The following is a 19,826-nucleotide window of genomic DNA, read 5'->3' as shown; positions in this document are numbered from 1 at the left end:
GCGCCGCAGAGTGCCACGCCGTCAATAATTAACCGTGTTTCTTCTTCGCGAAAATAACGCGCGCCAGAATGTTCAGTAACAGTACGCACAGGGTAATAATCAGGACCCCGGCCCAGGCCAGCGACTGCCATTCGGCAAACGGGCTCATCGCAAATTTAAAGATGGTCACCGGCAGGTTGGCAATCGGCTGCATCATGTCCGTGCTCCAGAACTGGTTGGAGAGCGCGGTAAAGAGCAGCGGCGCGGTTTCACCGGCAATACGGGCCACGGCCAACAGTACGCCGGTCAGGATCCCGGAGATGGACGCCTTCAGAGTAATGGCAGAGATCATCTTCCACTTCGGCGTACCCAGCGCGTAGGCCGCTTCACGCAGGCTGTCCGGTACCAGTTTCAGCATGTTCTCGGTGGTACGGATGACGATAGGCACCTGCAGAAGCGCCAGCGCAATCACCCCGGCCCAGCCGGAGAAGTGCTCCATCTGCGCCACCACGATGGTGTAGACGAACAGACCGACCACAATCGACGGGGCAGAGAGCAGAATGTCGTTAATGAAGCGGATCACTTCCGCAATCCAGGATTTACGGCCGTACTCCGCCAGATAGATCCCCGCCATGATGCCGAGCGGCGTACCGAACACGGTCGCCCACAGGATCAGCAGGCCGCTGCCCGCCAGGGCGTTTGCCAGCCCGCCGCCGGCGGTATTGGGTGGCGGGGTCATCTCGGTGAACAGCGCCAGCGACATGCCGTCGATACCGCGCGTTACCGTGGAGAACAGGATCCAGACCAGCCAGAACAAACCGAATGCCATCGTCGCCATCGAGAGCGTCAACGCGAGGCGGTTCTTCATGCGGCGCTTCGCCTGCATTTTGCGGCGAGATTCCGCCAGCTCCACGGTGTTTTGCATTTCGAGCGTTGCCATTAGCGTGCCCCCTCATTTTTCGCCAGGCGCATGATCATCACTTTGGAGATCGCCAGGACGATGAAGGTGATAACAAACAGAATTAAGCCCAGTTCCATCAGCGCGGCAACGTGCAGGCCCGATTCCGCTTCAGCGAATTCGTTAGCCAGCGCCGAGGTGATGCTGTTGCCCGGCATATAGAGCGAGGCGCTGTCGAGCTGGTAGGTGTTACCGATGATAAAGGTCACGGCCATGGTTTCACCCAGCGCGCGGCCCAGACCCAGCATGACGCCGCCAATTACCCCATTTTTGGTGAACGGCAGAACGATACGCCAGATAACTTCCCAGGTGGTGCAGCCGATGCCGTAGGCCGACTCTTTCATCATCACCGGGGTTTGTTCGAAGACATCGCGCATCACCGCCGCGATGTAAGGAATAATCATGATGGCAAGGATGACGCCTGCGGCCAGGATCCCGATACCGAATGCCGGACCGGAGAAAAGGGCGCCCACAAACGGGATGGCGGAGAGGACGTTGCCCACCGGCTCCTGGAAGTAAGTCGCGAACAGCGGCGCAAAGATAAACAGGCCCCACATGCCGTAAACGATACTCGGGATCGCCGCCAGCAGCTCGATGGCGATACCCAGCGGACGCTTCAGCCAGTTCGGCGCCAGTTCAGTCAGGAACAGGGCGATACCAAAGCTCACCGGCACGGCAATCAGCAGGGCGATAAACGAGGTCACCAGCGTGCCGTAGATCGGCACCAGCGCACCGTAGATATCGTTCGGGGCATCCCACTCTTTGGTCCACAGGAAGGAGAAACCAAATTTCTGGATGCTCGGCCATGAGGAGAAAATCAGAGACACGATGATGCCGCCCAGCAGCAATAGCACAATCAGCGCAGCCAGTCTTACCAGCGCGCTGAAAATCATGTCACCTTTTTTACCCGGAGGGTTAAATGCAGGCTTGGTTGCAGCCATAAATTACTCTTCTGTTTGAGACGTCTTACGAATATGCCCGGTGGCGCTGACGCTTACCGGGCCTACAGGTGGAGCCGTAGGGCGGGTTAGCGCCAGCGCCACCCGCCATCTTCGTCAAAAATATCCTGTTAGTACAGCGCTTTACCGCTGCTGTCTTTCACGTTGGTTTTCCATGCAGCACGAATCTGCTCAACCACGCTGTCCGGCAGGCTGGCGTAATCCAGGTCGTTCGCCTGTTTGTTGCCGTTTTTGTATGCCCAGTCGAAGAACTTCAGCACTTCAGTACCCTGCTCAGGTTTCTTCTGCTCTTTGTGAACCAGGATGAAGGTAGTGGAGGTGATTGGCCACGCGCCTTCGCCTTTCTGGTTAGTCAGGTCCTGAGCGAAAGATTTGCTCCAGTCAGCGCCTTTAGCCGCGTTAGCAAAGTTCTCTTCGGTCGGGCTTACTGGTTTACCGTCAGCAGAAACCAGCTTGGTGTACGCCAGGTTGTTCTGCTTCGCGTAAGCATATTCTACGTAGCCGATTGAGCCAGGCAGACGCTGTACGAAGGCAGCGATACCGTCGTTACCTTTCCCGCCCAGACCGGTTGGCCAGTTAACGGTAGAGCCGGAACCGACTTTCGATTTCCACTCTTCGTTCACTTTCGCCAGGTAGCTGGTGAAGACGAAGGAGGTACCGGAACCGTCAGCGCGACGAACCACAGCGATGTTCTGCGAAGGCAGTTTCACGCCCGGGTTCAGTTTGGTGATGGCTTCGTCATCCCATTTTTTGATTTTGCCGAGGTAGATATCACCCAGGGTTTTGCCATCCAGCACCAGCTCGCCGGACTTCAGGCCAGGGATATTCACGGCCAGCACAACACCACCGATAACGGTCGGGAACTGGAACAGGCCTTCCTGCGTCAGTTTTTCATCAGACAGCGGAGCGTCAGATGCGCCGAAATCAACAGTATTCGCGGTAATTTGTTTAACGCCACCGGAGGAGCCGATACCCTGGTAGTTGACCTTGTTACCAGTTTCTTTCTGGTAGGTATCAGCCCATTTGGCATACACCGGCGCAGGGAAGGTTGCACCAGCGCCAGTCAGGCTTGCCTCTGCGAATACAGAGAACGCGCTCATCGATAAGGTCGCGGCGACAACAGTTGCGACAGTGGTACGCATAACTTTCATAATGTCTCCTGCAAGATTTTCGTAAATCGTTGTTTAGTGGCTACGATGAGCAAAATAGGACAAAGAGGTGACAGATAAATGTACGAATTATGACAGTTTTATGACAGCGAGAATTTCGCTTTGGGAAAATTAAAATAAAGGTTAAATATCAGCAGGTTGAATATCATTATGACGCTAAGATTTCAGAAAAATTTTCTTTCTGTGACACTGAAAAAGTTAGCTGAAGATGACAGTTTGTCATTAAAAAACGCGGATAAAAAAGCTCCACCCGAAGGTGGAGCCTGAAGGGATTACTCTACGGTAACGGACTTCGCCAGGTTACGCGGCTGGTCAACGTCGGTACCTTTAATCAGCGCGACGTGATACGCCAGCAGCTGCAGCGGTACGGTATAGAAGATTGGCGCAATCACCTCTTCCACATGCGGCATCTCGATGATGTGCATGTTGTCGCTGCTGACGAAACCGGCATCTTTATCGGCGAAGACAAACAGCACGCCGCCACGGGCGCGGACCTCTTCGATGTTGGATTTCAGTTTTTCCAGCAGTTCGTTGTTAGGTGCCACCACGATCACCGGCATATCCGCGTCGATCAGCGCCAGCGGGCCATGTTTCAGCTCGCCTGCGGCATAGGCTTCCGCGTGGATGTAGGAGATCTCTTTGAGCTTCAGGGCACCTTCCAGCGCGATCGGGTACTGATCGCCACGACCGAGGAACAGGGCGTGATGCTTGTCGGAGAAGGCTTCCGCCAGCGCTTCAATGCGTTTGTCCTGAGAGAGCATCTGCTCAATACGGCTCGGCAGCGCCTGCAGGCCGTGTACGATGTCATGCTCAACAGAGGCATCCTGGCCTTTCAGACGAGCCAGTTTCGCCACCAGCATCAGCAGGACCGTCAGCTGGGTGGTGAACGCTTTGGTGGAGGCCACGCCGATTTCGGTGCCGGCTTTGGTCATCAGCGCCAGATCGGATTCACGTACCAGAGATGAACCCGGCACGTTACAGATCGCCAGCGAACCGAGGTAACCCAGCTCTTTGGACAGACGCAGCGCCGCCAGGGTGTCGGCGGTTTCGCCGGACTGCGACAGGGTGATCATCAGGCTGTTACGGCGTACGGCCGATTTGCGATAGCGGAATTCAGAGGCGATTTCCACGTCGCACGGCACACCGGCCAGGGCTTCAAACCAGTAGCGGGAGACCATACCGGAGTTGTAGGAGGTACCGCAGGCCACGATCTGAATATGCTCGACGTTAGCCAGCATCTCGTTGGCGTTAGCCCCCAGCTCATTCAAATCCACTTCGCCGTGGCTGATGCGCCCGGTCAGGGTGTTTTTGATGGCGTTTGGCTGCTCGTAGATCTCTTTCTGCATGTAGTGACGGTAAGCGCCTTTATCGCCGGCGTCATACTGCAGATTAGATTCGATATCCTGACGCTTCACCGGCTCGCCAGTTTTATCAAAGATTTTCACGTCGCGACGGGTCACTTCCGCAATATCGCCCTCTTCCATGAAGATAAAGCGACGGGTGACCGGCAGCAGCGCCAGCTGATCGGAGGCGATGAAGTTTTCGCCCATCCCCAGGCCAATCACCATCGGGCTGCCCGAGCGAGCGGCCAGCAGGGTGGACGGGTCACGGCTGTCCAGGATCACGGTGCCGTAGGCACCGCGCAGCTGGGGGATCGCACGCAGTACGGCTTCACGCAGCGTACCGCCCTGCTCCAGCTCCCAGTGAACCAGGTGAGCAATCACTTCGGTGTCGGTTTCAGACACGAAGGTATAACCGCGCTCAGTGAGTACTTCGCGCAGCGGCTCGTGGTTTTCGATGATGCCGTTATGCACCACCACAATGTGTTCAGAGACATGCGGGTGCGCGTTGCCTTCAGAAGGTTCACCGTGGGTCGCCCAACGGGTATGGGCAATGCCTGTGCCACCGTGCAGCGGAGTTTCTTCCGCAGCCTGGGCCAGCATGTTTACTTTACCGAGGCGGCGCAGACGGGTCATGTGCCCTTCTGCATCGACCACTGCCAGACCGGCAGAGTCATAACCACGGTATTCCAGACGACGTAACCCTTCGAGAAGGATTTCAGCAATATCACGCTGCGCGACTGCGCCAACAATTCCACACATAGTTTTAGATTCCGAATAGAGGCTTTCGCCTGCGTTGTCGCTGACCTGTATTTACCCTTCGTCTTTCACGCCGTGACTGCGTTGGCTTCACGTCTTCGCCACGGTCACTTACTTAAGTAAGCTCCCATGGACTCATACGCTTGCCGCCTTGCCACAACGCGAAATCCGTTGGGTATGCCCTTTTCGGGCGCCCCGAGCCTTGTAGAGAGTGGGGTTATTTTTATGGGTACTGCTTATAGGCGGGGGATTATGTTATCCCCTCATCCCGAAAATGCTTTTACTTCTTCACCGGGCGTTTCCAGCCCTGCTTCTGCACCTGCGGCACGCGACTGATGACCAGCTCGTTTTCCGCCACATCGCGCGTAACGGTAGTGCCTGCGGCAATGGTTACGCCTTTGCCGATAGTCACTGGCGCCACCAGCTGCGAATCGGATCCGACAAACACGTCGTCGCCAATGATGGTTTTAAACTTGTTCGCGCCGTCGTAGTTACAGGTGATGGTCCCGGCGCCGATATTCACGTTGTCGCCAATCTCAGCATCTCCCAGATAGGTCAGATGCCCTGCTTTAGAGCCCTTACCCAGACGCGCTTTTTTCATTTCGACGAAGTTGCCGACGTGAGCGCCTTCAAGCAGTTCAGCGCCTGGACGCAGGCGGGCGAACGGCCCAATGGTACAGGCAGCCTCCAGATGGGCATCTTCCACCACGCTGTAAGGGCTGATTTCGCAGTCGTCACCAATCACGCTGTTTTTGATCACGCAACCGGTGCCAATTTTGACGCGGTTACCCAGCGTTACGTTGCCTTCCAGAATAACGTTAGTATCGATTTCGACGTCGCGCCCGTGATTGAGCACCCCACGCAGATCGAAACGCGCCGGATCGCGCAGCATTACGCCCGCCAGCAGCAGCTTTTCTGCCTGCTCGGACTGATAAATACGCTCAAGGCGGGAAAGCTGAAGGCGGTTATTCACACCGTCCGTTTCGCTGATGCGCGCCGGATGAACGGCAGCAATCTCACGGCCTTCCTGATACGCCATCGCAATGATATCGGTGATGTAGAATTCACCCTGCGCGTTGTTGTTGTTCAGCTGCGACAACCAGCGTTTCATGTCCGCGCCGTTGGCGATCAGAATACCGGTGTTAATTTCCTGGATTTCACGCTGCGCATCGGTCGCATCTTTGTGCTCAACAATACCCGTCACCTTGCCGTTTTCACGGGTGATACGGCCATAACCGGACGGATCGTCCAGCTTAACGGTCAGCAGGCCAATGCCGCCCTGCGGCTTCGCGGCACGCAGGCGAGCCAGCGTCTCCACGGAGATCAGCGGCACGTCACCGTAAAGCATCAGGATATCTTCGTCGTCGGAGAAGAACGGGGCCGCCTGCTGCATGGCGTGACCGGTGCCCAGCTGTTCTGCCTGCAGCACCCAGTTGAGCTTGTCATCACGCAGCGTCTGCTTCAGCAGATCGCCACCGTGGCCGTAGACCAGGTGTACCTGGCTCGCGCCCATTTCATTCGCAGCATCAATGACATGCTGCACCATCGCTTTCCCTGCCAGGGTGTGCAGCACTTTTGGAAGATCGGAATACATGCGGGTGCCTTTGCCTGCGGCAAGAATGACCACGCTCATTGCATTATTCAACATACACGTCCTGACTGTAATTTGAGTGAAAAGTAAAACTCTTTGGCGTTGAAAATTCTACATATTTTGCGCCATAAAATGGGGTGGCGCTAAAACGCGCAACTTCGCCTGTTGAGGGCTGTTTAAAGGTTCTTTTTACAGCAGAGTAAAGGACTTTGCCTATGGAATATAGCGTCCTTTAAAGAAGTCTCCAGCCCTCACAGCATGTTAGCTATTTTTTCGCTTCATGAATAAAGCCTTCCATAACCAAAACGCTGTTTTAATTATCGAAATGTGTGACCTGCAAAAAAGAAACGCCGTTTTATTCTGATGATAATAGCGCTCAATTATTACTCAGGAGAATAAGATGAAATCTAGATTACCTCTGGCCCTGATGATGTGTAGCGCATTTTCCGCAACAGCCGCCGAACAGCCTCATGTCTGGAAAGCCATTGCATTCGGGCAATCAACGGATGTGAATTTTTCATCCAACGTGCTGCCCGAAAAAATCGGCACCAACGATGTAACAATCGACGGAAAAAAGCTCACGCCGCAGGATAGCGTGGATCTGACAAAAGCGATCACGGTGGAGAGCCGTGGCGGCAAAATTGCCAACTCCCACGACGGGTTAACCTTTTTCTATACCGAACTGCCGGCGAGCGAGAATTTCGTCCTGCAGGCCAACATCCGGGTGGATCAGTTTGGACCGGAAAATGGCGCGAAACCCGCCGCGCAGGAGGGCGCCGGGCTGCTGGTGCGGGATATCCTCGGCAACCCGCGTCAGCAGCCGTTAAAAACCGGCTATGAAGAGTTCCCCGCGGCGTCGAATCAGGTGATGAATGCCATCATGACCCAGGATAAAAAAGATCATCAGCGGGTAAAAATGCAGGCCATCACGCGGGAGGGGATAACCCGGCCGTGGGGCAATGCCGGGGCAGCCATTAAAAAACAGAGTTACAAAGAAGAGGTGGACCTGAGCCAGACGCCAGAGTTTCGCCTCAAACTGCAGCGCACGGACGACGGATTTATTACTGCCTGGGCCCCGTTGGACAGCGACAGCTGGATCAGTAAGAGCGTGCCGCGCGCGGATCTGATTTCGGTGCAAAACCAGGATCGCTATTACGTCGGCTTCTTCGCATCGCGTAATGCCAAAATCACGGTGACTAATGCCTCGCTGACGACCACCAGCGCCCATACCGTCTCTTCGACGCCGTGGCATCCGGAGCCGCTACCGGTCGTGGTGCAGCTGGCTTCCGGAAACAGCAGCGCTACCGGGGATTATCTTCTGCAGGCGCGCGCCAATGAAGATGGAGTATTCAGCGTCCGGCAAAATGAAGTGGTGATCGGTAATGAGAAAACGGTAAAAGCGGGAGAGATGTACACCCTGCCCGCCCGTCTTGAGCAGACCAGCAGCACCTTTACGGTGGCCTTTACCCCGTCTCAGGGTGAGCCGGTGAGCCAGCAAATCACAGTGGAACGCGTCGCGGACAGGGATACGGCTCTTCTTTATGCCGCACCAGACGGCAAAGCGGACGCAAAAGGCACAGCCGATGCGCCGCTGGATCTCGCCACCGCCATCGCGCTGCTGGCCCCCGGCGGTAAGCTGGTGCTGAAAAGCGGCGATTATCCTCGCAGCGAGATCCCACTCTCAGCCAGCGGCAGCCGCGACAAGCTCAAAACGCTGCAGGCTGAGGGCAAAGTGGTGATCCGCGGCCTCCTGCTGGACGCCAGCTACTGGCATATCCAGGGTATCGACGTCACGGAGAAAAGCTTGCGCATCCAGGGGAGCCATAACCTGATCGAGCGCGTCACGGCGTACCGCAATGACGACACCGGGATCCAGATCTCCTCCCCGGAGAAGATTGGCCGGCCGTTATGGGCGAGCTATAACCGGGTAGTGGATTCCGAATCCTATGCCAATGAGGATCCCGGCAAGATTAATGCCGATGGTTTCGCGGTGAAGATGCGGGTAGGCGATGGCAACAGGCTGGAGCATTGCAATGCCCACGACAATATTGATGACGGTTTTGACCTGTTCAACAAGATTGAAGATGGCGCAAACGGCGTGGTGGTGATCGAAAACTCGGTAGCCAGCAACAATACCAGTAACGGCTTTAAGCTTGGCGGGGAAGGGCAGCCTGTGGCGCACCAGATCCGCAACAGCAAAGCCACTGGCAATCATCTGGACGGGTTCACCGATAACTTCAACCCGGGCAAGCTGGTAGTGGAGAACAACCTGGCGGTGGATAACCAGCGATTTAACTACATCTTCCGCCCGAGCCCGTACGGAGACGTCACAACGCAAGGGACGTTTACCGGCAACCTGTCGATCCGGAATCAGCCTGGTGAATATGATGATGCGGTCGTGGGGACCATTGATAACACTAACTACTTTATCGTGAAGGGGAAAAGCGTGAATACAGACGGGAAGGAGTTAGACAAAACGCAGGTGCAGACCCAATAACCAGAGCGGCGCTTCGCTTATCACACTACGGTAAGCGTGGCGCCACCCGGCACATCAGCACTTAGTGGTTGAACGTACCGAAAGAAACGTTCATGTTGCTGAAGAGGGCGATGATTTTGTTAATGATTTTCATGATGGCATCCTGATATTTTTGGAGTTCAGTTATGTGACCTTCATCACAAAACGAAGTCTACTCCGGACCATTTCGCCGATCAATCTTTTTGTGAGATAAATCACAAAATAATAAAACATCGTTTTAGTTTCACATTTACTGAAACAGAGCCATAAAAAAAGCCAGTCTGGAAACCAGACTGGCTTTCGTACTTTCAAGCCGGTGTTACATCGCTTTTTTGGTCAACTCGATAACGCGCAGTTTCGCGATCGCTTTGGCCAGCTCTGCAGACGCCTGAGCGTAATCCACGTCGCCATGAGAGCTCTTAATGTGCTCTTCTGCTTTACGCTTCGCTTCCAGAGCTCGTGCTTCGTCGAGATCCTGGCCACGAATTGCGGTATCAGCCAGTACGGTCACGCTGCCAGGTTGCACTTCAATCATGCCACCAGACAGATAGATAAACTCTTCATGACCGAACTGTTTAACGATGCGGATCATACCAGGCTTAATGGCGGTGAGCAGCGGGGCGTGTCCCGGGAAGATACCCAGTTCACCTTCGCTACCCGTTACCTGGATTTTCTCGACCAGACCAGAGAACATTTGTTGCTCTGCGCTGACGACGTCCAGGTGGTAAGTCATTGCCATATCACCCTCCGATTAAGGCGTTAAAGTTTTTTGGCTTTTTCCACGGCTTCGTCGATGGAACCCACCATATAGAACGCCTGCTCCGGCAGGTGATCGTATTCGCCTTCCATGATGCCTTTAAAGCCACGGATGGTGTCTTTCAGCGCAACGTATTTGCCCGGGGAACCGGTAAATACTTCTGCTACGAAGAACGGCTGGGACAGGAAGCGCTGGATCTTACGTGCGCGTGCTACCACCAGTTTGTCTTCTTCTGACAGCTCATCCATACCCAGGATGGCGATGATGTCTTTCAGTTCCTGGTAACGCTGCAGCAGGGACTGTACGCCACGCGCGGTGTCGTAGTGTTCCTGACCAACAACCAGTGGATCCAGCTGACGGCTGGTGGAGTCCAGCGGGTCAACGGCCGGGTAGATACCCAGAGACGCGATCTGACGGCTCAGTACCACGGTTGCATCTAAGTGCGCAAAGGTGGTGGCTGGAGATGGGTCAGTCAAGTCATCCGCAGGTACGTATACCGCCTGAACGGAGGTGATAGAACCGGTTTTGGTAGAGGTGATACGTTCCTGCAGAACACCCATCTCTTCCGCCAGGGTCGGCTGGTAGCCTACCGCTGATGGCATACGACCCAGCAGTGCGGATACTTCCGTACCGGCCAGGGTGTAACGGTAGATGTTGTCAACGAACAGCAGTACGTCACGACCTTCGTCACGGAACTTCTCAGCCATGGTCAGGCCGGTCAGCGCAACGCGCAGACGGTTTCCTGGTGGCTCGTTCATCTGGCCGTAAACCAGGGATACTTTGTCCAGAACGTTGGAGTCGGTCATTTCGTGGTAGAAGTCGTTACCCTCACGAGTACGCTCACCCACGCCTGCAAACACGGAGTAACCGGAGTGCTCGATCGCGATGTTACGGATCAGCTCCATCATGTTTACGGTTTTACCCACACCCGCACCGCCGAACAGACCGACTTTACCGCCCTTCGCGAACGGACACATCAGGTCGATAACTTTGATGCCGGTTTCCAGCAGTTCCTGAGAGCTGGACAGCTCTTCATAGGAAGGTGCTGCGCGGTGGATAGCCCAACGCTCTTCTTCACCGATGTCGCCTTTCATGTCGATCGGCTGACCCAGGACGTTCATGATACGGCCCAGGGTTGCTTTACCTACTGGTACTTCGATTGGGTGTTCGAGGTCTTTAACTTCCAGACCACGACGCAGACCGTCGGAAGAACCCATGGCGATGGTACGCACGATACCGCCGCCGAGCTGCTGCTGAACTTCCAGCACCAGGCTCTCATTACCATTCTGAACCTCAAGAGCATCGTACACGCGCGGTACGGCATCCTGAGGGAACTCGACGTCAACCACGGCGCCGATTACCTGGACAATTTTTCCAGTAGCCATCTTGAATCCTCTACGAATTAACCTGGTTATACCGCGGATGCACCACCGACGATCTCGGTGAGTTCCTGAGTAATGCTGGCCTGACGAGCTTTGTTGTATACCAACTGCAGCTCTTTAATCAGGCTGCCGCCATTGTCGGTCGCGGCTTTCATCGCCACCATACGTGCGGCCTGCTCGCTGGCCAGGTTTTCTACCACGCCCTGATAAACCTGAGATTCAACATAACGACGCAGCAGGGTATCCAGCAGCGGTTTTGGATCCGGTTCATACAGGTAATCCCAGGCTTTATGCTTCAACTCTGGCTCGTCTGATGCCGGTAGCGGCAGCAGCTGAGTGAGGGTCGGAGCCTGTGACATGGTGTTAATAAATTTGTTGCTGACAACGTACAGCCTGTCCAGACGGCCTTCATCATAGGCCTGCAACATCACTTTTACCGGGCCGATCAGTTCGGACAGGGACGGGTTATCACCCATACCGGTCACCTGGGCGACAATATTGCCACCTACGGAATTGAAGAAAGAGACGCCCTTGGAGCCGATCATCGCGATATCGCTCTGAACGCCTTTATCGGACCATGCTTTCATATCCGCCAGCAGCTTTTTGAACAGGTTAATGTTCAAGCCACCACACAAACCACGGTCGGTCGACACCACCAGGTAGCCCACGCGCTTAACGTCGCGTTCTTCCAGGTAAGGGTGCTTATATTCCAGATTACCGCTCGCAAGGTGACCAATCACTTTGCGCATGGTATCTGCATAAGGACGGCTGGCCGCCATACGTTCCTGCGATTTACGCATTTTGGAAGCGGCGACCATCTCCATCGCTTTAGTGATCTTTTGCGTGTTCTGGACGCTTGCGATCTTACTACGTATCTCTTTTGCGCCGGCCATGAGCTTCTCCTCAATGCCTTGCGGCCTGCCCTAAGACAGACCGCCAGACGTTACCAGGACTGGGTTGCTTTGAAGGAATCGAGCAGGCTCTTCAGCTTGCCTTCGATTTCGTCGTTATAGCCACCGGACTGGTTGATCTCTTGCATCAGTGGAGCATGGTCACGGTCAGCGAAAGCCAGCAGAGCGGCTTCGAAGCTACCGATTTTCGCCAGTTCTACATCTCCCAGATAACCACGTTCTGCTGCGAACAGTACCAGGCCCTGCTGTGCGACTGACATAGGGGCATACTGTTTCTGTTTCAGCAGTTCGGTCACTTTCTGACCGTGGTCCAGCTGTTTACGGGTTGCATCGTCAAGGTCAGATGCAAACTGGGAGAACGCTGCCAGTTCACGATACTGTGCCAGCGCGGTACGAATACCACCGGACAGTTTCTTGATGATCTTGGTCTGCGCTGCACCACCCACACGGGATACGGAGATACCCGGGTTAACCGCCGGACGAATACCGGAGTTAAACAGGTTGGTTTCCAGGAAGATCTGACCATCGGTAATGGAGATTACGTTGGTCGGAACGAACGCAGAAACGTCACCCGCCTGGGTTTCGATGATTGGCAGCGCGGTCAGAGAACCGGTCTGGCCTTTCACTGCACCTTTGGTGAAGTTCTCAACGTATTCCGCGTTAACGCGGGATGCACGCTCCAGCAGACGGGAGTGCAGATAGAATACGTCGCCCGGGAATGCTTCACGTCCTGGTGGACGACGGAGCAGCAGGGAAACCTGACGGTATGCAACGGCCTGTTTGGACAGGTCATCATAAACGATCAGTGCATCTTCACCGCGGTCACGGAAGTATTCGCCCATTGCGCAACCGGCATACGGTGCCAGGTATTGCAGTGCAGCAGATTCAGAAGCGGTAGCAACAACAACGATGGTGTTAGCCAGCGCGCCGTGCTCTTCCAGTTTACGAACCACGTTAGAAATGGTGGACGCTTTCTGGCCGATAGCCACGTACACACATTTGATGCCGGAGTCGCGCTGGTTGATGATCGCATCGATTGCCATCGCGGTTTTACCGGTCTGACGGTCACCGATGATCAGCTCACGCTGGCCACGGCCGATTGGGATCATGGCGTCAACGGACTTATAACCGGTCTGCACCGGCTGGTCGACGGATTGACGGTCGATTACGCCCGGTGCGATAACTTCGATTGGCGAGAAGCCATCGTTATCAACCGGACCTTTACCGTCGATTGGCGCACCCAGGGTGTTCACCACGCGACCCAGCAGGCCGCGGCCAACTGGAACTTCAAGAATACGGCCAGTACACTTGACCTTCATGCCTTCGGCGAGGTCAGCGTAAGGACCCATCACAACTGCACCTACGGAGTCGCGCTCCAGGTTCAGTGCGATAGCGTAACGGTTACCCGGCAGGGAGATCATTTCACCCTGCATACAATCGGCCAGGCCGTGGATGCGGATAACACCGTCGCTTACAGAAACAATAGTACCTTCGTTGTGAGCTTCACTCACAACACTGAACTGAGCAATGCGCTGCTTGATCAGTTCGCTGATTTCGGTGGAATTCAGTTGCATGCTCCAGTCCCCTTAAGACTGCAAGACGTCTGCAAGGCGCTCAAGACGGCCGCGTACGCTGCCATCAATGACCATATCACCCGCACGGATGATTACGCCCGCCATTACAGACTTATCGATATTGCAATTCAGCTTCACTTTGCGTGACAGACGTTTTTCCATCGCGGCGGTGATTTTCGCAAGCTGTTCGTTACTCAGCTCAGTCGCAGAAGTTACGTGAACTTCAACGGTGGCTTCACTGAGGGCACGCAGGTGCTCGAACTGCTCAAGAACATCCGGGAGCGCTTTCAGACGACCATTTTCTGCCATTACCCGAATCAGGTTCTGACCGTTGGTGTCCAGCTGCTCACCGCAAATGGCGATGAACGAAGTGGCGAGGGTTTCCGGTGCCAGTGCACCCGAAAGCATCTCAGCCATGTGTTCGTTTTTCGTTACCTCAGCGGCAAACGCCAGCATGTTCTGCCAGCGATCGACATTTTGGTGTTCGATAGCAAAGTCAAAAGCTGCTTTGGCGTAGGGGCGAGCTACCGTAACAAATTCAGACATCAGCCCCTCCCTCCTTACAGTTCAGCGACAAGTTTGTCCACGATGTCGCTGTTAGCAGCTTCATCCACGGAACGTTCGATGATCTTCTCGGCGCCAGCAACAGCCAGAATCGCGACCTGCTTACGCAGCTCTTCGCGAGCACGTTTACGCTCGGCATCAATTTCTGCCTGCGCTTGCGTCACGATTTTAGTACGTTCCTGTTCTGCTTCAGCTTTCGCTTCGTCCAGGATCTGAGAACGACGTTTGTTCGCCTGCTCGATGATTACCTGGGCTTCCGCTTTCGCTTTTTTCAGCTGGTCGGTCGCGTTGGCCTGTGCAAGGTCCAAATCTTTCTTAGCGCGTTCTGCAGAAGCCAAGCCGTCAGAGATTTCTTTCTGACGTTTTTCGATGGCTGCCATTAATGGCGGCCATACATACTTCATGCAGAACCAGACAAAGATAACAAACGCGATGGCCTGGCCGAGGATTGTTGCGTTCATGTTCACAGCACAATACCTCTTTAAATTTACAACTGTGGCTTAGGGTTTAAATCTACTTACTACGCGACAGCAAACATCACGTACAGACCCAGACCTACAGCGATCATCGGGATAGCATCCACCAGACCCATAACGATAAAGAACTGAGTACGCAGCAGAGGAATCAGATCCGGTTGACGCGCTGCGCCTTCCAGGAATTTGCCCCCGAGGATGCCGATACCGATCGCAGCACCGATAGCCGCCAGACCCATCATCACAGCGGCAGCCATGTACAGCAGATCCATATTCAGGTTTTCCATGACAGTCTCCAGTTTGTTTCAGTTAAAACGTAGTAGTGTTGGTAAAGAATCAGTGCTCTTCAGACGCCATCGACAGATAGACGATCGTCAGAACCATGAAGATAAAGGCTTGCAGCGTAATGATCAGGATGTGGAAAATGGCCCATGGCACATTCAGAACCCACTGTGACCACCACGGCAGAAGACCCGCGATCAGAATGAAAATCAGCTCACCCGCATACATGTTGCCGAACAGTCGCAGACCGAGAGAAATCGGTTTGGACAGCAGGCTAACGCCTTCCAGGATCAGGTTGACCGGAATAAACGCCCAGTGGTTGAACGGCTGCAAGGTAAGCTCTTTCACGAAGCCGCCTACACCTTTCATTTTGATGCTGTAGAAAAGAATCAGGATGAATACGCCCAGTGCCATAGACAGGGTGATGTTCACGTCAGCAGACGGCACCACACGCAGAGCAGGCAGACCGAAGATATGCTCGCCGATAAACGGCAGCAGGTCGATCGGCAGCAGGTCCATCAGGTTCATCAGGAAGACCCACACAAAGACGGTCAGCGCCAGCGGTGCAATCACCTTGCTCTTGCCGTGGTACATGTCTTTGACGCTGCCATGGACGAAGCCAATGATCATTTCGATGAAAGTCTGGAATTTCCCTGGCACGCCGCTGGTTGCGCGTTTGGCAACGCCGCGGAAAATGGCCAGGAACAACAGACCCAGTACCACCGAGAAGAACATGGAGTCGATATTGATCGTCCAGAAGGTGGCTGGGGGGTTATGCGGATCCACCAGCGAGAATGTACGCAGGTCGATCTGAAGGTTGTTCAGATGGTGACCTATGTAATCCTGCGGCGTCATATTTTCTGAAGCCATGATGCCTTTTACCCTTTGTTATTGATTACAGCTGGCGCCAGAATTTGTACCACCAGCACCAAAACCCACGTCACTATCAGCGGCAAAAATACCACTTTAAAAACAGCCAGCGCCACCACCAGAAGGGCAAAGGTCAGCAACACCTTACACACTTCGCCCAGAGCGAAGGACCAGGCCATGCGGCCTTTGGCAGGTGTATGCGCCTGATGACGCCAGGCAAAAATCATAAACAACATATTCGGCACAACAACAGCCAAACCTCCGCTTACCGCAGAGATGCCCCAGAAGGGGTCTTTGAGGCAGAACAGCAATCCGCTTGCTATCACCGCCAGAAACTGAATGAACAGAAGCTTACGAGCAACGTTTCGACTCAAGAGCGACACAGACATCACGTTTTTACTCCTGCTCCCTTCGAGGTATGCCGCGTGTCGTATAAAACGTCCTTTAGGGCTCAGAGTCAAGCAGCAAAAAGCGGTCAAATTATACGGTGCGTCCCCGTGATTTCAAACAATAAGTAGCGAAAAGGTGAATAAATGTTTAAATATTTTTCCCCAGCGCTATTTCTTAACTTTTCGTCAAACTGTGAATGACTCGTCAAAACTGCAAACTGCGCGGAAACGTTGGCGATAAAGCGTGCACGAGATCACAAAATACACATTTACGATAAGGTCGAATAAATTAAATCAGTAAATCGTTATATTTCATCTTTCTGATATTAAAGCGTAATTTCAGCAACTATTTTCAAAACAGCCCTGTATACAAGAGAAACCTTTTATTGACATTTATAATAAATATTTAACATTGCAATCTGGTTACTCTTTCCTACTTTTAGCAAGCTGATATTTTCGGTGTTTATTATATTATGGGTTAACTACACGCTCAGGTTAACCCAAAGAAAATCCATAGTAAAAAAGCGGTTAAATTAAAGCTGTTTATTTCTTAAGCATTCGTCTGTTTTTTAACATACTAAGAACAGCACAAATTCCACATTTTTTATTATTTTTTTAAAAATTGTTTGGCTTAACGATCACCAGATGACGTTCACCTTCCAGCTGCGGAACGCGCAATTTAATAGCGGACTCTAGTTCAAACCCGGCAGGCAACTGTGCAATTTCGTCTTCCGGCAGGATCCCTTTCAGCGCATAAAAGCGCCCATTCTGCGCAGGCAGATGCTTACACCAGTCGATCATGTCATTGAGCGAAGCAAATGCCCGGCTGATCACGCCGTCAAACGGCGGTTCGGCGGGAAACTCCTCTACCCTACTCTGCACCGGATGAATATTTTCCAGCTTCAGCTCATGTTGAACCTGTCGCAGGAAGCGCACGCGCTTGCCCAGGCTGTCCAGCAACGTGAACTGACACTCAGGACGCACGATAGAGAGCGGGATACCAGGCAAGCCCGGACCGGTGCCTACATCAATAAAACGTTCGCCCTGGAGGTGAGGCGCCACGACGATGCTGTCGAGAATGTGACGCACCAGCATCTCATTCGGGTCGCGAACCGAGGTGAGGTTATAGGCCTTGTTCCATTTGTGCAGCATATCGACATACCCCACCAGCTGATTTTTCTGGTGATCGGTGAGCGAAATACCGGCTTGATCCAGCAGACGAGTGAGTTTGTTGAGCACGGTGAATACCTGTTGAGATGCGTTTTGGCGGGTGGCGCTACGCTTACCCGCCCTACGGAGTTCTGTAGGCCCGGATCGCTACGCATCACCGGGCAGTTCTTACGATTATGCGCTGCGGCGCAGCATACCCTGTTTTTTCAGCCACACCAGCAGAATGGAGATGGCCGCAGGGGTGACGCCGGAAATACGCGATGCCTGGCCGATGGATGACGGCTTATGGTCATTCAGCTTGGCGATCACCTCGTTGGAGAGGCCGTTAACCTGACGATAATCCAGCGTGGCCGGGAGGATGGTACTCTCGTTGCGCTGCTGTTTCTCGATTTCATCCTGCTGACGGGCGATATAGCCTTCGTATTTCACTTGGATTTCAACCTGCTCGGCGGCCTGCACGTCTTCCAGACCCGGCGCGAACGGCGTCATCTGGATCAGCTGGTCGTAGGTCATCTCCGGACGACGGAGCAGATCTTCCCCGCTGGCTTCACGCGAAAGTGGCGCAGACAGGTGAGCGTTCACTTCGTCTACAGACTCGGCGGTTGGGTTGACCCAGGTGGACTTCAGGCGCTGACGTTCACGCTCGATGTTCTCCAGCTTCTCGTTGAAACGCGCCCAGCGCGCGTCATCCACCAGACCCAGCTCACGGCCGATTTCGGTCAGGCGCAGATCGGCATTGTCTTCACGCAGCATCAGACGATATTCCGCGCGAGAGGTAAACATGCGGTACGGCTCTTTGGTCCCCAGGGTGCAGAGGTCATCCACCAGCACGCCAAGGTAAGCCTGAGAACGGCCCGGCGCCCAGCCCTCTTTCTCGGCCGAGAAGCGCGCGGCGTTCAGACCGGCCAGCAGACCCTGCGCAGCAGCTTCTTCGTAGCCGGTGGTACCGTTGATCTGGCCCGCGAAGAACAGCCCCTGGATATATTTGCTCTCCAGGGTTGGCTTCAGGTCACGCGGATCGAAGAAGTCATACTCGATGGCATAGCCCGGACGGACAATCTTCGCATTCTCCATCCCCTGCATCGAACGGACGATCTGCATCTGTACGTCGAAAGGCAGGCTGGTGGAGATACCGTTCGGGTAGATCTCGTTGGAGGTCAACCCTTCCGGCTCGAGGAAGATCTGGTGCTGGTTACGATCGGCAAAGCGCATCACCTTGTCTTCGATCGACGGACAGTAGCGTGGGCCGATCCCTTCGATCACCCCGGCATACATCGGGCTGCGATCGAGGTTACTGCGGATCACGTCATGGGTTTTCTCGTTAGTGTGCGTGACATAGCACGGCACCTGGCGCGGATGTTGATCCACGTTGCCCATGAACGAGAAGACCGGCATTGGATTATCACCATGCTGCTGTGCCAGCACGCTGAAATCAATGGTGCGGGCGTCAATACGCGGCGGCGTGCCGGTTTTCAGGCGGCTGACGCGCAGCGGCAGCTCGCGCAGACGGCGCGACAGCGGAATGGACGGCGGATCGCCAGCACGGCCACCGCTGTAGTTATCCAGTCCGATATGAATTTTGCCATCAAGGAAAGTCCCGACGGTCAGCACCACGGCTTTGGCACGGAACTTCAGACCCATCTGGGTCACGGCACCGACGACACGATCGTTTTCGACGATCAGATCCTCAACTGCCTGTTGGAAGATCATCAGGTTCGGCTGATTCTCCAGCGCGGTACGCACCGCCTGACGATAGAGCACGCGGTCTGCCTGTGCACGGGTGGCACGAACGGCGGGACCTTTGCTCGCGTTTAGTATCCTAAACTGAATGCCGGCATGGTCGATCGCGGTTGCCATCAGGCCGCCAAGTGCATCCACTTCTTTTACCAGGTGTCCTTTCCCAATGCCGCCAATCGCCGGATTACAGGACATCTGTCCTAGCGTGTCGATATTGTGTGTCAAAAGCAGGGTCTGTTGACCCATTCGCGCCGCGGCCATTGCGGCCTCGGTGCCTGCATGACCCCCGCCAATGATGATGACGTCAAAAGGATCCTGATAAAACATGGTGGTCTGCCTCGCGTAAAGCGGTAAGAAAATGGATTGAAGCCCGGGCCGTGGATTCTACTCAACTTTAGTCGATCGAGAAAGCACTGGGATCCTGGCTATTAAAAAGAAGATCTTTTT

The 19,826-nt window shown here is 54.3% G+C and carries 17 protein-coding genes; 1 reads left to right on the top strand and 16 read right to left on the bottom strand.

Annotated features, from left to right (window positions below; genetic code table 11):
* Nucleotides 1–28: 28 nt before the first annotated feature.
* From pstA to glmU, 5 genes are all read right to left on the bottom strand, one after another.
* Entirely contained in the window at nucleotides 29–919 is an 891-nt protein-coding gene (pstA, locus tag GNG27_RS23340) for a phosphate ABC transporter permease PstA (RefSeq protein ID WP_142487648.1), read from the bottom strand.
* Nucleotides 919–1,878 (bottom strand): phosphate ABC transporter permease PstC, encoded by a 960-nt coding sequence (pstC, locus tag GNG27_RS23335; RefSeq protein WP_142487647.1) that lies wholly within the window; start codon nucleotides 1,876–1,878, stop codon nucleotides 919–921. The genes pstA and pstC overlap by 1 nt, the downstream gene beginning before the upstream one ends.
* Nucleotides 1,879–2,006: 128 nt before the next feature.
* Complete coding sequence (gene pstS, locus GNG27_RS23330; protein ID WP_142487646.1) at nucleotides 2,007–3,047, bottom strand: phosphate ABC transporter substrate-binding protein PstS; 1,041 nt, start codon at nucleotides 3,045–3,047, stop codon at nucleotides 2,007–2,009.
* A gap of 290 nt (nucleotides 3,048–3,337) precedes the next feature.
* Nucleotides 3,338–5,167, bottom strand: coding sequence for a glutamine--fructose-6-phosphate transaminase (isomerizing) (gene glmS / locus GNG27_RS23325; RefSeq protein ID WP_142487645.1), 1,830 nt, complete (start codon nucleotides 5,165–5,167; stop codon nucleotides 3,338–3,340).
* A gap of 277 nt (nucleotides 5,168–5,444) precedes the next feature.
* A complete protein-coding gene (gene glmU / locus GNG27_RS23320) occupies nucleotides 5,445–6,812 on the bottom strand; it encodes a bifunctional UDP-N-acetylglucosamine diphosphorylase/glucosamine-1-phosphate N-acetyltransferase GlmU (RefSeq protein ID WP_142487644.1) in 1,368 nt (455 codons plus the stop codon).
* Nucleotides 6,813–7,155: 343 nt separating this feature from the next.
* Here glmU and GNG27_RS23315 point away from each other — a divergent pair, with 343 nt between their 5' ends.
* Nucleotides 7,156–9,252: a right-handed parallel beta-helix repeat-containing protein gene (locus GNG27_RS23315; protein ID WP_156264999.1), complete on the top strand. Its 2,097-nt coding sequence runs from the start codon at nucleotides 7,156–7,158 to the stop codon at nucleotides 9,250–9,252.
* A 337-nt stretch (nucleotides 9,253–9,589) separates the two neighbouring features.
* Here GNG27_RS23315 and GNG27_RS23310 read toward each other — a convergent pair whose 3' ends face one another.
* The 11 genes from GNG27_RS23310 to mnmG form a co-directional block, all read right to left on the bottom strand.
* Nucleotides 9,590–10,009, bottom strand: coding sequence for a F0F1 ATP synthase subunit epsilon (locus GNG27_RS23310; RefSeq protein ID WP_106995541.1), 420 nt, complete (start codon nucleotides 10,007–10,009; stop codon nucleotides 9,590–9,592).
* A 20-nt stretch (nucleotides 10,010–10,029) separates the two neighbouring features.
* On the bottom strand, nucleotides 10,030–11,412 hold the full coding sequence (atpD, locus tag GNG27_RS23305; protein ID WP_039032216.1) for a F0F1 ATP synthase subunit beta: 1,383 nt from the start codon (nucleotides 11,410–11,412) through the stop codon (nucleotides 10,030–10,032).
* Between the two features lie 26 nt (nucleotides 11,413–11,438).
* Nucleotides 11,439–12,302 (bottom strand): F0F1 ATP synthase subunit gamma, encoded by an 864-nt coding sequence (gene atpG / locus GNG27_RS23300; protein WP_156264997.1) that lies wholly within the window; start codon nucleotides 12,300–12,302, stop codon nucleotides 11,439–11,441.
* Between the two features lie 50 nt (nucleotides 12,303–12,352).
* On the bottom strand, nucleotides 12,353–13,894 hold the full coding sequence (gene atpA / locus GNG27_RS23295; protein WP_142487641.1) for a F0F1 ATP synthase subunit alpha: 1,542 nt from the start codon (nucleotides 13,892–13,894) through the stop codon (nucleotides 12,353–12,355).
* Between the two features lie 12 nt (nucleotides 13,895–13,906).
* Nucleotides 13,907–14,440 (bottom strand): F0F1 ATP synthase subunit delta, encoded by a 534-nt coding sequence (atpH, locus tag GNG27_RS23290; protein WP_142487640.1) that lies wholly within the window; start codon nucleotides 14,438–14,440, stop codon nucleotides 13,907–13,909.
* 14 nt (nucleotides 14,441–14,454) lie between these two features.
* Entirely contained in the window at nucleotides 14,455–14,925 is a 471-nt protein-coding gene (atpF, locus tag GNG27_RS23285; protein WP_032615498.1) for a F0F1 ATP synthase subunit B, read from the bottom strand.
* 53 nt (nucleotides 14,926–14,978) lie between these two features.
* Complete coding sequence (atpE, locus tag GNG27_RS23280) at nucleotides 14,979–15,218, bottom strand: F0F1 ATP synthase subunit C (protein ID WP_000429386.1); 240 nt, start codon at nucleotides 15,216–15,218, stop codon at nucleotides 14,979–14,981.
* Nucleotides 15,219–15,267: 49 nt separating this feature from the next.
* A complete protein-coding gene (gene atpB / locus GNG27_RS23275) occupies nucleotides 15,268–16,083 on the bottom strand; it encodes a F0F1 ATP synthase subunit A (protein WP_142487639.1) in 816 nt (271 codons plus the stop codon).
* 8 nt (nucleotides 16,084–16,091) lie between these two features.
* On the bottom strand, nucleotides 16,092–16,472 hold the full coding sequence (gene atpI / locus GNG27_RS23270) for a F0F1 ATP synthase subunit I (protein WP_103824374.1): 381 nt from the start codon (nucleotides 16,470–16,472) through the stop codon (nucleotides 16,092–16,094).
* A 615-nt stretch (nucleotides 16,473–17,087) separates the two neighbouring features.
* Nucleotides 17,088–17,711: a 16S rRNA (guanine(527)-N(7))-methyltransferase RsmG gene (rsmG, locus tag GNG27_RS23265; protein WP_142487637.1), complete on the bottom strand. Its 624-nt coding sequence runs from the start codon at nucleotides 17,709–17,711 to the stop codon at nucleotides 17,088–17,090.
* A 105-nt stretch (nucleotides 17,712–17,816) separates the two neighbouring features.
* Complete coding sequence (gene mnmG / locus GNG27_RS23260; protein ID WP_156264995.1) at nucleotides 17,817–19,706, bottom strand: tRNA uridine-5-carboxymethylaminomethyl(34) synthesis enzyme MnmG; 1,890 nt, start codon at nucleotides 19,704–19,706, stop codon at nucleotides 17,817–17,819.
* Nucleotides 19,707–19,826: the final 120 nt, after the last annotated feature.

Source organism: Leclercia sp. 119287, from assembly GCF_009734485.1.
Lineage (GTDB): Bacteria > Pseudomonadota > Gammaproteobacteria > Enterobacterales > Enterobacteriaceae > Enterobacter > Enterobacter adecarboxylatus_C.
The sequence above is the reverse complement of the archived record's forward strand: the minus strand, read 5'-3'. Positions and strand labels throughout refer to the sequence as shown.

Excerpts from the sequence above, each read along its gene's own strand:
- pstS (WP_142487646.1), bottom strand. The coding sequence starts at position 3,047 with ATGAAAGTTATGCGTACCACTGTCGCAACTGTTGTCGCCGCGACCTTA.
- atpA (WP_142487641.1), bottom strand. The coding sequence starts at position 13,894 with ATGCAACTGAATTCCACCGAAATCAGCGAACTGATCAAGCAGCGCATT.
- atpE (WP_000429386.1), bottom strand. The coding sequence starts at position 15,218 with ATGGAAAACCTGAATATGGATCTGCTGTACATGGCTGCCGCTGTGATG.
- atpB (WP_142487639.1), bottom strand. The coding sequence starts at position 16,083 with ATGGCTTCAGAAAATATGACGCCGCAGGATTACATAGGTCACCATCTG.
- atpI (WP_103824374.1), bottom strand. The coding sequence starts at position 16,472 with ATGTCTGTGTCGCTCTTGAGTCGAAACGTTGCTCGTAAGCTTCTGTTC.
- atpH (WP_142487640.1), bottom strand. The coding sequence starts at position 14,440 with ATGTCTGAATTTGTTACGGTAGCTCGCCCCTACGCCAAAGCAGCTTTT.
- mnmG (WP_156264995.1), bottom strand. The coding sequence starts at position 19,706 with ATGTTTTATCAGGATCCTTTTGACGTCATCATCATTGGCGGGGGTCAT.
- atpG (WP_156264997.1), bottom strand. The coding sequence starts at position 12,302 with ATGGCCGGCGCAAAAGAGATACGTAGTAAGATCGCAAGCGTCCAGAAC.
- atpD (WP_039032216.1), bottom strand. The coding sequence starts at position 11,412 with ATGGCTACTGGAAAAATTGTCCAGGTAATCGGCGCCGTGGTTGACGTC.
- glmS (WP_142487645.1), bottom strand. The coding sequence starts at position 5,167 with ATGTGTGGAATTGTTGGCGCAGTCGCGCAGCGTGATATTGCTGAAATC.
- GNG27_RS23310 (WP_106995541.1), bottom strand. The coding sequence starts at position 10,009 with ATGGCAATGACTTACCACCTGGACGTCGTCAGCGCAGAGCAACAAATG.
- glmU (WP_142487644.1), bottom strand. The coding sequence starts at position 6,812 with ATGTTGAATAATGCAATGAGCGTGGTCATTCTTGCCGCAGGCAAAGGC.
- GNG27_RS23315 (WP_156264999.1), top strand. The coding sequence starts at position 7,156 with ATGAAATCTAGATTACCTCTGGCCCTGATGATGTGTAGCGCATTTTCC.
- pstC (WP_142487647.1), bottom strand. The coding sequence starts at position 1,878 with ATGGCTGCAACCAAGCCTGCATTTAACCCTCCGGGTAAAAAAGGTGAC.
- pstA (WP_142487648.1), bottom strand. The coding sequence starts at position 919 with ATGGCAACGCTCGAAATGCAAAACACCGTGGAGCTGGCGGAATCTCGC.